General features: G+C 40.5%; 12 protein-coding genes. All 12 read right to left on the reverse strand.

From position 1 onward, the window contains the following. Positions 1–137: 137 nt before the first annotated feature. Positions 138–4,613, reverse strand: a complete 4,476-nt coding sequence (locus BUF11_RS13255; protein WP_073589333.1) for a PolC-type DNA polymerase III — start codon at positions 4,611–4,613, stop codon at positions 138–140. 63 nt (positions 4,614–4,676) lie between these two features. Continuing rightward, positions 4,677–5,744, reverse strand: coding sequence for a flavodoxin-dependent (E)-4-hydroxy-3-methylbut-2-enyl-diphosphate synthase (gene ispG / locus BUF11_RS13260; RefSeq protein WP_175562060.1), 1,068 nt, complete (start codon positions 5,742–5,744; stop codon positions 4,677–4,679). 359 nt (positions 5,745–6,103) lie between these two features. After that, positions 6,104–6,304: a hypothetical protein gene (locus tag BUF11_RS13265; protein WP_073589335.1), complete on the reverse strand. Its 201-nt coding sequence runs from the start codon at positions 6,302–6,304 to the stop codon at positions 6,104–6,106. 287 nt (positions 6,305–6,591) lie between these two features. Continuing rightward, positions 6,592–7,941, reverse strand: a complete 1,350-nt coding sequence (gene rseP / locus BUF11_RS13270) for an RIP metalloprotease RseP (RefSeq protein WP_073589336.1) — start codon at positions 7,939–7,941, stop codon at positions 6,592–6,594. 78 nt (positions 7,942–8,019) lie between these two features. Then, a complete protein-coding gene (locus tag BUF11_RS13275; protein WP_073589337.1) occupies positions 8,020–9,168 on the reverse strand; it encodes a 1-deoxy-D-xylulose-5-phosphate reductoisomerase in 1,149 nt (382 codons plus the stop codon). A 39-nt stretch (positions 9,169–9,207) separates the two neighbouring features. Beyond that, a complete protein-coding gene (locus BUF11_RS13280) occupies positions 9,208–10,005 on the reverse strand; it encodes a phosphatidate cytidylyltransferase (protein ID WP_073589338.1) in 798 nt (265 codons plus the stop codon). A 21-nt stretch (positions 10,006–10,026) separates the two neighbouring features. Beyond that, complete coding sequence (locus BUF11_RS13285) at positions 10,027–10,752, reverse strand: isoprenyl transferase (protein ID WP_073589339.1); 726 nt, start codon at positions 10,750–10,752, stop codon at positions 10,027–10,029. Between the two features lie 104 nt (positions 10,753–10,856). Next, entirely contained in the window at positions 10,857–11,411 is a 555-nt protein-coding gene (gene frr, locus BUF11_RS13290; RefSeq protein ID WP_073589340.1) for a ribosome recycling factor, read from the reverse strand. A 137-nt stretch (positions 11,412–11,548) separates the two neighbouring features. Next, positions 11,549–12,253 carry a UMP kinase gene (pyrH, locus tag BUF11_RS13295; RefSeq protein ID WP_073589341.1) on the reverse strand — a complete coding sequence of 235 codons (705 nt, stop codon included), beginning with the start codon at positions 12,251–12,253 and terminating at the stop codon, positions 11,549–11,551. Between the two features lie 15 nt (positions 12,254–12,268). Continuing rightward, a complete protein-coding gene (locus tag BUF11_RS13300) occupies positions 12,269–13,051 on the reverse strand; it encodes a bactofilin family protein (RefSeq protein ID WP_073589342.1) in 783 nt (260 codons plus the stop codon). Between the two features lie 21 nt (positions 13,052–13,072). Further along, on the reverse strand, positions 13,073–14,125 hold the full coding sequence (locus BUF11_RS13305) for a polysaccharide deacetylase family protein (protein ID WP_175562061.1): 1,053 nt from the start codon (positions 14,123–14,125) through the stop codon (positions 13,073–13,075). A 507-nt stretch (positions 14,126–14,632) separates the two neighbouring features. Next, the coding region (locus BUF11_RS24585) for a hypothetical protein (RefSeq protein WP_207665484.1) at positions 14,633–14,814 on the reverse strand (182 nt) is incomplete at its 5' end.

Raw genomic sequence — 14,814 nt, forward strand, 5'->3', positions numbered from 1 at the left:
ATTAACAAAAACCAATATGACTATTGCAGTAGTTTTATTCATTATTTTGGAAACCATAATAAAAAAGGCTCTATGCCAATGTGAAGCAAGCTGCTTCTACATCAACAATAGAGCCTTTGTACCTGATTATTTTTTGATTATTGCAGAAAATCCATCAGAGATATCTGGTTGCTCTCCGGCAAATCTCCCAGAAGCCTCAAGTCATTCATCAAATCCACCACCGTCGTACTTACCTTGCAGCGGCTTCTAAAGTCATCCCTTGACAGGAATTTGCCGTCCTTTACTGCCTCTACAACCCCATCGGCAGCTTTATCTCCAAGACCGTCTATGGTGCTTAGGGAAGGCATCAGCTTACCATCAACTATCTGAAAGTGATTTGCCTTTGCCGTATAGATATCAATGGGTACAAATTCAAAACCTCTGGCATACATCTCCTGCACGATACGCATATCCTTATAAGTATCCTGCTCCTTTTTACTTAACTCATTTCCTCTGCGTTTATAGTCTGCCATATGCCTCTCCAGCCGTTCCTTGCCAAGGCACATAAGCTCATAGTTAAAGGCAGAGGCACGGATGGAAAAATAAGCCGCATAGTAAGCTAAAGGATAATACACCTTAAAATAGGCAATACGAAAGGCCATCATAACGTAAGCTGCCGCATGTGCCTTAGGGAACATATACTTAATCCGTTTACAGGACCAGATATACCAATCCGGCACCCCTGATGCCAGCATTTCCTCTTCCATTTCCGGTGTCAGGCCTTTTCCCTTACGCACACTTTCCATTATCTTAAAAGAATGTCCGCTGTCAACGCCCATATTAATGAGATAGGTCATAATATCATCACGGGTACAGATAGCAGAACCCAGAGTACATTTTCCTTCCGTAATGAGGGTCTGTGCATTGTTAAGCCACACATCCGTTCCATGGGAAAGTCCTGATATACGTACAAGGTCTGAGAAATTCTTAGGTCTTGTATCTCTTAGCATCTGCATAACGAAATCTGTGCCGAATTCCGGGACACCAAGACAACCCAAGTCACAGCCTCCCAAATCCTCCGGCTTTATCCCTAAAGCACTTAGATTATCAAAAAGGGATAATACCTTCTCATCATCCAGTCTTATACTCTTGGCATCCAACCCCGTAAGATCCTCAAGCATTCTTATCATTGTCGGATCATCGTGTCCGAGTATATCCAGCTTTAACAGGTTATGGTCAATGGAATGGTAATCAAAATGAGTAGTTATAGTCTTGGTAGTCATATCATTGGCAGGACGCTGCACGGGTGTAAAGGAATAAATCTCCTCACCATGAGGAAGTACAATAATACCGCCGGGATGCTGGCCGGTTGTTCTTCGTACACCGACACAGCCGGATACGATACGTTCGATCTCTGCCTTTCTTCTGTGCTGGTTATGTTCCTCATAATATTTTAATACAAAGCCGTAAGCGGTCTTATCTGCCAGGGTACCGATAGTTCCCGCGCGGAAGGTATGTCCTTCTCCAAAGATAACTTCTGTATAATCATGAGCCTTGCTTTGGTATTCACCGGAGAAATTCAAGTCGATATCCGGCTCCTTGTCTCCGTTAAAGCCTAAGAAGGTTTCAAAGGGAATATCATGTCCATCCTTACTTAAGGGCTGTCCGCATACCGGGCAGTTTTTATCCGGCATGTCGCAGCCGCTGCTGCCGGCATAGGCTTTTACTTCTTCAGAATCAAAATCCGAATAATGGCAGTTTGTACAGTAATAATGGGCTGCCAGGGGATTAACCTCTGTAATACCTGACATGGTCGCTACAAAGGAGGAGCCTACGGAACCTCTGGAACCAACCAGATAGCCGTCTTCATTGGACTTCCACACCAGCTTCTGGGCAATAATGTACATAACTGCAAAACCATTGGTTATGATGGAGCGAAGCTCATGCTCTAACCTCTCCTCCACCTGTTTTGGAAGTTCTGGCCCATACATGGAATGAGCCTTATTATAGCAGATTTCCCTTAAAGTCTTATCAGAATCCGGAATGACCGGCGGGCACTTATCCGGGCGCACCGGTGATATCTTCTCTATCCTGTCGGCAATCAGATTAGTGTTGGTCACAACCACCTCATAGGCCTTATCCTTCCCAAGATAAGAGAATTCCCCCAGCATCTCCTCCGTAGTCCGAAAGAACAGGGGAGCCTGGTTATCCGCGTCCTTCATTCCTTTTCCATATAAAAGGATCCGCCTGTATATCTCATCCTCCGGATCCATGAAATGAACGTCACAGGTAGCAACCACCGGCTTATTAAATTCCTCTCCAAGCCTTACAATTCTGCGGTTGATATCCATCAGCTCTTCCCGGGAATTGATATTGATTTTTTCACTTTCGATCATAAAGTCATTGTTTGCCAGAGGCTGTATTTCCAGATAATCATAGAATTCTGCCAGGCGGTTTATTTCTTCCGGCGGCTGCTCCCTTAAGATTGCCTGATAAAGCTCTCCTGCCTCACAGGCAGAACCAATTATAAGCCCCTCCCTGTTCTCCAGAAATAAGCTCTTGGGGATACGGGGTCTTTTCTGGTAATATTGAATATGGGACAGAGATATAAGCTTGTATAAATTCACTCTCCCGATATCATTTTGCGCTAATATGATCGCATGATAGGTAGGAAGCTTCTTAACAGCATCTGCCGAAAGCTTGCCAAGGGGATCAATTTCCTCTAAGACAGTAACTCCAAGGTCAGAGAGCTTTGGCAGCAGTTTTATAAATATCTCTGCAGTTGCCCCTGCGTCATCTACCGCCCTGTGATGGTTTTCAAGAGATACATGAAGAGACTTCGCTACCGTGTTAAGCTTATAATTATTCAAATCCGGAATTAACATTCTTGCCATCCCGACCGTATCCACTACGGTAAAGTTCGTCTCTATCCCAAGCATCTCTGCCTTTTTGCGGATAAAGCTCACATCAAAGGAAGCATTATGGGCTACCAGTACGCTGCCTTCACAAAATGCCAGAAATTCCAGCAATATTACATCAATTTTAGGGGCTCCGATTACCATATCGTCTGTAATGCCGGTAAGTTCTTCGATTCTTTGGGGTATGGGTATCTCTGGGTTAATAAAACTGCTGAATTTATCAACAATAACACCTTCCCTGACCTTTACTGCACCGATTTCAATAATCCTATCCTTAACAGGCCCAAAGCCTGTGGTCTCAATATCAAATACTACATAGGCATCGGAAAGTGTCTGTCCCTTGGGATTTACGACAATTTCCTTTAAGTCATCAACCAGGTAGGCTTCTACTCCGTATATTACCTTAAACTGCTTCAATCTTTCCCACTCTGATTCCGGGTAATCCTTTTTGCTTAGGGTATGATTGGCTTCCGGGAAGGACTGCACCACACCGTGGTCTGTGATGGCAACCGCCCTATGCCCCCATTCAAATGCCCTCTTTACCAAATCCTTTACATCTACAACCGCATCCATATCACTCATCATGGTATGGGCATGGAGCTCCACACGTTTCTCTACGCTGTTATCCATCCTCTTCACGGTAAAGGCGGGAATTGCTTTTACTCCGACAATGGAGCCAATGGAAATCTCCCTGTCGTATTTATCCATCAGCGCCATTCCTTTAAGCTTAATGAATTTTCCCTTTTTTAAGACATCCGTAACCTCAGCGGCTTCCTCTGTTTTTAGAAACATCTTGGCCGATATGGAATCAGTAAAATCCGTTATAGTAAAAATAAACAGGGTCTTTTCATTCCGAAGTTCCCGGCTATCCGTCCCAAGTATTTTCCCTCGTATAACAACTTCACCGATTTCATCCTGTATATCCGCAATGGGAATTGCTTCCCCTTCAAAGCCTCTGCCGTATATCGTATCCGGATCATGTATGACCTTCTTAGGCGTATATTCTGACTTTGTAAAGGTCTTATCGTTCTTCTTCTCTTCCCTTGCTGCCCTTGGCATACTGGGTAAAGGCTTCTCTTTGGAATAGGCTTCCCCACTCTCCGGTGTGGCAGAGGAAGCCGTTTCCCTGCTGCCTGTACTATCCTCTTGATAATTATTATGTACACTGTTACTAAGCCGGACAAACTCGTATTCCTCTTTCGATTCCTTCTTAACCGGCTCATAGTAATCAAACAGAATCGAAACGGACAGGTTAAACCTCTCAAAGATAGAAACCAGATGCCTTTTAAATTCCTCTGCCAGCTTTCGAATCAAAAAGCTCTCCTCACACTGAAAGGTAATCCGGTTCCCATCAAAGGTTATTTTAGAAAGTTCAAATATATTATATTCCAGAATGCTTCTTTCCCGAAATTCCGTCAGAATGCTCTCTTTGTAGACTTCAAAGAGATTCTCCGGGGTGTATTGCGCAGAAAGATGGTAGCTTTCCTGAAACCTGACCTCATCAGGGGTTTCAGAAAACAGCCTGTTCTTTATAAGCTGTTCCATTCTGCCTATCTCTTTTTTCTGAATCAGCCTGCCGCTTTCCATATGAATTTTAATCTCACTCCTGGACTTGGATACACAAACCTTTGCAATCACAACCTCTTTGAATAGCTGTACCAAATCCTCCGGTGTATCACCCAACTGGTCAAATACTTCAAAAAAAAGCATTCCCATTTCTTACGCCTCTTTTCTGTCTAATCCTATGCATGCCGTATCTGTAAACAGATTCGGCACTGCTCAAATCATGTGCATATCCGCCTTCATTGCAAGAAGTTCTTCCCTTAAGGCTTCCAAAAGCTTATTCTCCGGGACTTTTCTTACAACCTTCCCCTTCTTAATAAGTATTCCTTCTCCCTTTCCGCCGGCTATTCCGATATCGGCTTCCTTCGCTTCTCCCGGACCATTTACCGCACAGCCCATTACTGCTACCTTGATATCCATGTCAAATTCCTGAATCATATCTTCTACCTGCCCCGCAAGACCAATCAAGTCAATCTGGGTCCTTCCGCAGGTAGGGCAGGACACCAGTTCCACTCCGCCCTTTCTAAGACCGAGTGTTTTTAAGATAAGCCTGGCAGACTTAATTTCCTCCAAAGGATCTCCGGTTAAGGATACCCGGATGGTATCGCCGATACCCTCATAAAGCATAATGCCTAAGCCCACAGCGGACTTAATGTTGCCGGAGAGCAGGGTACCCGATTCGGTTATACCCACATGAAGAGGATATGCTGTTTTTTCTGCAATCATCTCGTGAGCCTTAATACACATTAAAACATCAGAAGACTTTATGCTGATTACCAGATTGTCATATCCCATATCTTCAATAGCCCTCACCTTATCAAGAGCACTTTCCACCAGACCTTCCGGTGTGACACCTCCATATTTTTCAACCAGCTCTTTTTCCAGCGAGCCGCTGTTAACTCCCACCCGGATGGGAATATTTCTTTCCCTGGCGGCTTCAACCACCGCTCTTAGCTTCTCATATCCTCCGATATTTCCGGGATTAATTCTGACCTTATCTGCCCCATTCTCTATGGCAGCAATGGCCAGGCGGTAATCAAAATGAATGTCCGCCACAAGAGGAATATGTATTCCCCTCTTAATTTCCTTTATGGCATGAGCTGCCTCCATCGTAGGAACGGCACAACGTATAATATCACAGCCTGCTGCTTCCAGCTTTAGAATCTGCTCTGTGGTGGCTTCTATATCTTCTGTCTTTGTATTTGTCATGGACTGGATGAGGATCGGGTTCCCTCCTCCAATAAGTTTATTTCCTATCTTCACTATTTTTGTTATTCTTTTCATAATACTCCAAACTAATAATAAAATTTATGTCATCAAATTAATCCAATCGATTATAACAATTTGATAATCTATTTTAACTAAATCTGTATTCCTTTTAATCTTCATTATCAATATTACCATTTCAAATGTTTTAGTCAAGTCTTTTCTCATATCCAAAATTATTCATTAAATTCTTTTTCTCATCAAATAGCTAATCTTTATTACAATATTAAAACAGAAAGCAGTCTCTTGTATAATCGATTACTTAAATGATAGACTAAAACTTTACACAAATGCCTCATTAAGGCAATTAAAAAAGGACACACTACACTCTAACTGTAAAAGTTAGCTCAGCAATGCATCCTTTTAAAAACTCTTAGTTATTGATAATCACGACCATATACTAGGTTTGCCTTCTGACTAGTCTCCCAACTTATTTTAGCCGGTGTCCAAATGACCTTTCCTAACATATAACCGTATAATCCTTCATACAATATTTCTCCAATACCACCACCATCAACTTTTTCCATTTCTTCAAGCGTTATTTCTTGAAGATTTACCGCGTCTAATACATTATTCAAGAATATTTACCTCCAGTTAGTTTTATGTTTGTCTATGTACAATAGTTTTATATGTATTTAGCACTAAAACTATTAATACCAATAAATACTTGTAACTTTTCACTTTTATAATTTACTATATTTTTACTTTTTTGTCAATATATATATAATAATTACATTATATATATTGTTATTACATATTTCGCCAGGAAACTAAAGCATTAGTTTTCGTTCTATAAACCTATCAGTATCATCTTTGGTACCCAAAATATAAGGGAAACACTAATTAATCAGTGCTTCCCTAAATATTAAAAAATCCTATTTAAATCGTTGAACATTACAAATACCATAAGAATCATCAGTGCGATAAAGCCTATCATATGCACGATGCCTTCCTTGTTCTGATCCACCGGTCTTCCTCTAAACACCTCAATCAATAAAAATACCAGTCTCCCGCCATCCAGTGCAGGGATAGGAAGAAGGTTCATAATGCCAAGATTCGCACTAAGTAATAAACTAAAACTTGCAAGACTTAAGAATATTGTAACAAAACCGCTTGGTGCACTGTCTTTATAGATATTTCCAATCATATCCACAATACCTACCGGTCCTGCCAAATCATTCGCCTTTACTTTACCGGTAAACAACATTTTAAGACTGTCAACGGTGTATACAATGACATATTTCACCTCTGCCAGACTATATTTTATAACTCCGATTCCATTCGTCTTAACCCTGCTGCCGTCAATACCAAAACCTATAGTATATCCCTCCCCTGCCAGCTTAGGAGTTACGGAAGCGGTATTTACAGTGCCATCTCTTTTATAGACAATTTCAATGGCCTTTTCCGTCATAGGATTCTGTTTAAAATAATCCACGATATCATCTTTTGTTTCAACAACTGTACCATTGATTTCAGTTATAATATCACCTTTTTGAAGTCCGGCTTCCTTCATAGGATAACTATCCATTACTTCCTTTACAATTGTACCATTGCCGTCATCATAATAAAATCCCAGTTTATAATCTTTAACATATTCGGGATTTATAGTCACGTTATGTTTCTCTCCACCCCGTTCATAGGTAAGTTCCACATCCGCCTCATTTAAAGGATTGAAAAAAAGATAAAGGTCTAATTCCCTAGCAAGGTTTATATGTTTTCCGTTTATTTGGGTTATAACATCTCCATTCTGCAGACCCGCTTCTTTTGCCTGTGAAGTCACATTTGTAACCTTTGCCGGGTCATAACCGCGCATACCCACAATAACGAGTGCCAGAACCAATGCCAATACAAAATTAAAAATAGGGCCTGCTAAAACAACAGAAATCCTGCCCCATACGCCTTTTTTATTGAAGGCTCTTTCATCCTCTACGCTTTCATCCTCCCCAAGCATCATACAGGAACCGCCGATTGGGAGCAGTTTAATGGAGTAAATAGTTGCTTCCAGTTCTCTGTTCGCGGCAGCGAAATCTCCAGGTGACATAAATGCCCGTAACCGGTAACCCTTTGTTGTCTTTACCATAGACAGAATTCTTGGGCCCATACCAATAGAAAATTCTGTTACAAATATCCCATTGGATTTGGCTAAAAGAAAATGCCCTAATTCATGGATGATAATAAGGACGCTAAATATTAAAATTGCTATAATTATATTCATGCTTTCTCCTATCTTAGTGTATCTACACCATATTTATTGTTAACGGCTGCAGAAAATGTATAAAACTATACCGTCTTGTTATCTTTTTAAACTTCTGTCAAGAAATTCATAGGTTTCTTTTTCAACTTCAAGAATCTCAGCAACAGAAGGGTTTTCCCTGTATCTGTGCATATCTATTGCCGTCTTTATCAAATCCGTGATTTCCAGGTAAGATATCTTCCTGTCTAAAAACTTTGCTACGGCATATTCATTGGCAGCGTTAAAGACAGTTGGCACACTGCCCCCCATTTTTGCTGCTTCATAGGCCAATTTAAGCCCTTCAAAAGTTTCATAATCCGGCTCAAAAAAATCCAGCCTGCCAAGCTTAAAAAAGTCGATTCTTTCTCCCTTTAGACCTCTTCTTTCAGGATAGTAAAGAGCATACTGTATGGGAAGCTTCATATCCGGCATGCCCATTTGTGCAATTACGCTGCCATCCATGTATTCGACAGCAGAATGAATAATACTCTGTGGTTGAATGACTACTTGTATTTTCTCCAAATCCACATCAAATAACCATTTGGCCTCCATGACCTCAAGACCTTTATTTACCATAGTGGAAGAATCAATAGTAATTTTTCTGCCCATGGACCAATTAGGATGCTTTAGCGCATCTTCCACTTTGATATTTTCCAATTCTTTTCTTTTTTTGCCCCTAAAGGGCCCGCCGGAAGCTGTAAGGATAATTCTTTCTATTTCATTTTTCCCTTCTCCGTTTAAAGCCTGAAAAATGGCAGAATGTTCACTGTCAACAGGCAGGATCCGAACCTGTCTTTCCTTTGCTAACGGCATAATAATATGCCCGGCTGTAACCAGTGTTTCCTTATTGGCAAGAGCAATGTCCTTTCCGGCCTTAATAGCTTCCACCGTAGGAATAATTCCAATCATTCCCACCAAAGCTGTAACAACAATATCCGTATGTATATCAGTACTGCAGACAATCAAACCTTCCATCCCTGACATAACAGCTGTATCTGTATCCCTTACCTTCACAGCCAGTTCTTTTGCCTTTTCTTTATCATAAACCGCGGCCAAAGCAGGTTTAAACTCCCTGATTTGTGCTTCCAGCAGGGAAATATTACTCCCTGCAGCAAGTGCCACTATTTTTATGTCAGTATTTTCTCTTACAATTTCTAAAGTTTGAGTACCTATAGAACCGGTAGAACCCAGTATAGATATATACTTCATCATAACTCCTTTTGCAAATGCCAAACTTAAGTATCCCTATTATAATATAGTTGCAAGGAAATATACAATAGGGGCAACAAAAATGATGCTGTCGAATCTGTCCAGAATACCGCCATGTCCGGGAATAAGAGTCCCATAGTCCTTGATATCATGATTCCTTTTGATTGCAGAAGCTGCTAAATCTCCTATCTGGGATATCACACTGGCAGAGGCTGAAATCAGAGCAAAAGCAAGCTCTATATTATGAAAATTAGTAATGTGGTTTTTAATTATCAGCGCATATAAAAATCCAATGAGTGCTGCACCGACAACTCCCCCGACACAGCCTTCAATTGATTTCTTGGGGCTTAGAGGTGTAAAATTTTTATGTTTTCCAATCAGCATTCCCACACAATAAGCACTAGTATCAGATCCCCATGCACCAATAAAGATAAGCCAGACAATATAAAAGCCGCCTTCCAGCATTCTTACCTGATAAATAAAGCTTAGCATAACCGCCACATAAAAAAGTCCAAAAAAGGCTGCCGTAATCTCCTCTACCCGGTATTTTGGATATAAAAATACGTAAATAACCATTAAAACCAATAAAAACCCAATAAATAAAAAGATATTATAATCTCCCAACCCAAAGCGCAGTAAGGCAAAAAAGACAATGGCAGCTGCATAGCCTGTAATTCCAAGAGGTGATTTATTGAGGTTCCCTGTTTTATACAATTCTGTCATTCCGATAATAGAAATTGCCAGCACCACAGCAAATAAAGCATCTCCTCCCAACAGGATTACAGCTATGGTAATAACCATTAGTATGACCGAACTGCGTAATCTTACCCAAAACATGTGTTACCTCCCAAAAAATCATTATTCATCAATACCGCCAAACTTTCTCTTTCTGCTTGCGTAATATTCAATGGCTTTTCTTAATTCCTCTTTATTAAAATCCGGCCATAAGGTATCCGTAAAATAAAATTCCGTATAGGCCAACTGCCATAACAAAAAATTCGATATCCGCTTTTCACCGCTGGTTCTTATCATCAAATCCGGATCAGGAATTCCCTCCGTATCCAAATATCCGGAGAAACTATCCATGCTTATCTCTGTAAGATTTACCTTGCCGTCTTTATAATCCTCTGCCAGCTTCTTAGCTGCTCTAAGTATTTCATCCCTGCCGCCATAATTTAATGCCACCTGAAAATGAAGCCCCGTGTTAGAGGCCGAGATTTCTTCAAGTTCATTAATGCTTCTTTGTATATCTTCGCTTAATCCGTCTATTTCACCTAAGACGCGGACCTTCATATTATTCTTACTGCTGGTCTTCTGGCAATTCTTAAGATAACTTCGAAGAAGCTTCATCAGTGCGTCGACCTCATCTTGGGGCCGCTTCCAGTTCTCGGTAGAGAAAGCATAAACTGTAAGATACTCCACTCCCATATTATATGCTTCTTCGCATATGTTTTCAACTGTTTTACTTCCCTGTACATGCCCATAATTTCTTGGCATCATACGCTTTTTGGCCCAACGCCCGTTACCATCTAATATTATCGCAACATGTCTTGGAACATTTCTATCTGAAACTTTTTCTCCCATGGAGTCCTCCAACTGAAAAAAACTGCTTCAAAGATCCAAAAACTATTGCCTTGACAATAGAATTCTTTGAATTTTGGAGCAGTTTCTGTAAAATATTCAAAAGATTATACCGTAAGAATTTCTTTGGATTTGTCCTCGCTAAGCTTATCTACATCAGCAATGTATTTATCCGTGGCTTTCTGAGTACTCTCTTCTAAATTCTTAACTTCATCCTCGGATATTTCATTGTTTTTGTTCATTTTCTTAATTGCATCGTTTGCATCTCTTCTGATATTGCGGATAGCAACCTTAGCATTTTCAGCCTTCTTCTTAATGTCCTTTACCAGATCCTTTCTTCTTTCCTCTGTAAGTTCAGGAAATACCAATCTGATAACCTTTCCGTCATTACTGGGTGTCAATCCCAGATCAGAAGCAATAATAGCCTTCTCAATATCCTTAATCAGCTTGCTTTCCCACGGCTGAATCTGAATAACTCTGGGTTCAGGAACTGAAACGTTTGCAACGGATTGAAGAGAAGACGGGGTACCATAGTAATCAACCCTAAGTTTATCCAATAAATGAGGGTTAGCTCTTCCGGCACGAATCGTAGAGAACTCTTCCTTTAAATTATCCAGTGTTTTAGTCATTTTGCTTTCGTATTGTTCCAATCTAGCATCCATAATTTTTCTCCTCTATCATTATAATACTTATAAATTCCCAATTCTTTAGCTTCCATGCATATCGCAAGTTTACCGGTAGATTGCTTGCAATCTACATTGCACAAATCAAAAGTGAAAAATGGTTTTTATTTTTCACGCTAAGCTGTCACAACGGTTCCGTCAGACTTTCCATGAACAGCTTTGATAATACTCTCTTCCTTTTCCAGTGCAAATACTAACATTGGCATTTTATTTTCCATAGCAAGGACGGTTGCTGACAAATCCACCACTGCAAGCTGTTTATCCAGGGCTTCTTTCAGACTTATCTCACTGTACTTCTTTGCACCCGGATTCTTCTTGGGATCACTGTCATAGACCCCATCCACTGCCTTTGCCATCAATATCACATCTGCTTCCAGCTCAACTGCTCTTAGAACAACTCCCGTATCCGTTGAGAAATACGGATGCCCTGTTCCTCCTGCTAAGAACACTACCATACCTTTTTCAAAATATTTATTTGCTCTGTCCTTTGAGAAAATCTTTGTCATTGAGCCGCATTCAAAAGGAGTAAGTACCTGAGTCTTCATGCCGGCATAACGGAAAATCTCTGAAACATAAATACAATTCATAACAGTTGCCAGCATACCTATTTGATCAGCCTTTGTACGGTCAATTGTCTCGCTGGTTCTTCCTCTCCAGAAGTTACCCCCGCCTATTACAACTCCTACCTCAATTCCCTCCTGCACCAGCTGCTTTACCTGATTTGCAACTTTAATACAGGTAGCTTCATCAAAACCGGTCTTTTTATCGCCGGCCAGAGCCTCCCCGCTTAGCTTCAGTAAGACTCTTTTATATCTGTTCATTTACAATACCTCCAATTATTCAAATATGTTATCAATATTAACAGCTGCGTAAGACAGAGAGCAGAAACCTTCAATAACAGCACCATTGTTAATCTGAATAGAGGCAGCTTTAATATTTCCCTTAATAACCGCTGATGAATCAATCACAATAGGACCGCTGATATCAATATCACCTTTAACAGCACCTGCAATAAATCCGGCAGTTCCAAGAATATCTCCGATGATTACCGTTCCAAGACCTATTCTTATATTGCCTTCACTGGTAATTGAGCCTTCAAAGCGCTTTGCACCTATATAAACATCTGAAGCTGAACAGTTTCCATTCACATTTCCTATTACCGATAACTTTCCTTTACAGTCAACGTCTCCTCTGATAGTACCTATTACTTCCAGCGATCCGTCCGTACGAAGATTACCGGTAAGTACCGTACTCTTTGCTATGATAGTTATTTCTTCTGTCAGATCTGTACCATCACCGTTAGTCTCTTCTGTCTCGGTACCCTGCCCATCCTCTTCTTTTTCGTTTACAGCCTGCTCTTCATCCTTTAAAGTCTCCGTTTCAGAAGTTAACAATGCTTCCAAGAGTTCTTTATCTACATTGTCCTCCTCTGTCAGCTCATCTTCTTTCTCCTCTTTTGCAGTTTCGCCTTCTGTTTCTTTTGCTTGTCCCTCTGCTGCTGCACTTTCATTTTCTTCCTCTGAAGTATTATCCTTGCCTTCGTTCTCTAAAACCTCTTCCGGTAATAATTCATTAACCGCTTGCGATAAATCATCTTTAAAATCTTTAAAAAAGCCCATTTAAAGTTCCTCCTATGTAATTTACTTATTATAAAGTTCTGATGAACTAAGTTTTACCTGCTGGATAGGTTTCACTGTATCATTTAAAGCAAGCAACTTGGCACCGCTTTCTGTCAATGTACTTAGTAAGCTATCAAGAGACCTGACTGTATTCAGCTTGGCATCCGTGTCATGCATCAGTACGATAGATCTCGTATGGTCCGCAATACCTTCCAGTATATTATCGCAAAGCTGCTCCGGTTTATAATTCACACCCGTCGCATCACCGCTTGCCACATTCCAATCGTAATAAACCACATTCTCTTTATTGAGATAACGAATAAAAACAGACATATCCGTACTGCTGACCTCATTACCGCTTCCTCCCGGAAAACGGTAAATATCCGTCTCCAAACCAGTAGTTTCATATATCAATTGTCTTATTCGTTTATAATCACTTTCAAATGCCTTTAAAGATTTGTATATCTGGTCATAATCGTGAGAATATGAGTGCATACCAATGGAATGCCCTTCTTCCACTATCCGCTTATATGATTTTTTAGACTGTTCATCCGTTTTTCCTATTACAAAAAAGGTTGCCTTTACATGGTACTTATCCAGAATATTAAGAATATCATCCGTGTAACCGCTTGGACCGTCATCAAAGGTTAAGTATACTTCCTTTCCTTCATACTTCTTCCTTTCCTGCTCATCTATATTCTTCCTGGTATCTTTTAAAGAGACCGGTTTTTTATCCTGCGCTCCTTGCTCTTTTTCATCTGCATTTAAAGCATCCTCTTTGCTGCCAGAAGATACCTCTGTTGTCTTTTTATTTGATTGTTCTTCATTATCTTTTGCTGCTGCCGGTGATATTATGGCTTCTTTTGAACCTGCGGAATTTCCACCTGAATTACTTGCAGAATCATTTCGGGTCAAGCTGGTATCCAGAGAACTGCCAGCTGACATCTCTTCCTCATTATAACTGTTTTTTTCTGATTCTTCAAGTGAAGATGAATAATCTTCTGCCTGATAATATAAATTTTTTTCAAAAGCTTCACCGCTTTTTTCTTCCATTCCCACCTGTTTCTCTGTCAATATATCAATCTTTCTCTCCAGAGAATAAATTTTACCAAACAAGATTACACAAAGTAAAGTTGGAAGCAGTAAGCAAATTATAATTATTATTATAATCGCATTCTTCAGGTGCTTTATACGCCTTTTCCTGCGAAGTGTATTTTCTGTTTCTGGCCGGCCATTATCCATGTTTCTATCAAGTCTCCCTTATATTGCCCCTTTTGTTATATTCTATCATAAAACATCGAAAATTGAAAGAAACACCTTTAGTACTATTGACCTATAATGGCTTATCCCTGCCAGCCCTGAACTGACATTCCCAATCGGTAAAAAGGACACTGCCAATAGTAGACAGTGCCCTTTCCAAAGCTTTAGAAACACAAATAGAAGAATATCAATCTTAAGTTAATCCTTTCATAGACCCATGCATTTCTTCTCCAACGGAAACCTTCCACATGGTTTCTTCCTATAAAGGTAGGGAAAAACCAGAAATTACTTCCATTAATAAGCCAAACATAAGTAAATCGGTTAAAACAGGTCCATAGATTGCCAGGACCTATCTGCCCTCCTATTCGGAAAGCTTCCGGACCCTCTGTATTGGCAGGTAATTCTGGTATAAAATTGGGCGGCGGTATCATAGGCTGTGGCGGCCTTGGCCCCGGTCCTGGCCCTGGCTGCGGCGGTCTTGGCCCCGGTCCTGGTCCTGGCTG

It is taken from the genome of Anaerocolumna xylanovorans DSM 12503 (assembly GCF_900143645.1).
GTDB classification, from domain to species: Bacteria; Bacillota; Clostridia; order Lachnospirales; family Lachnospiraceae; genus Anaerocolumna; species Anaerocolumna xylanovorans.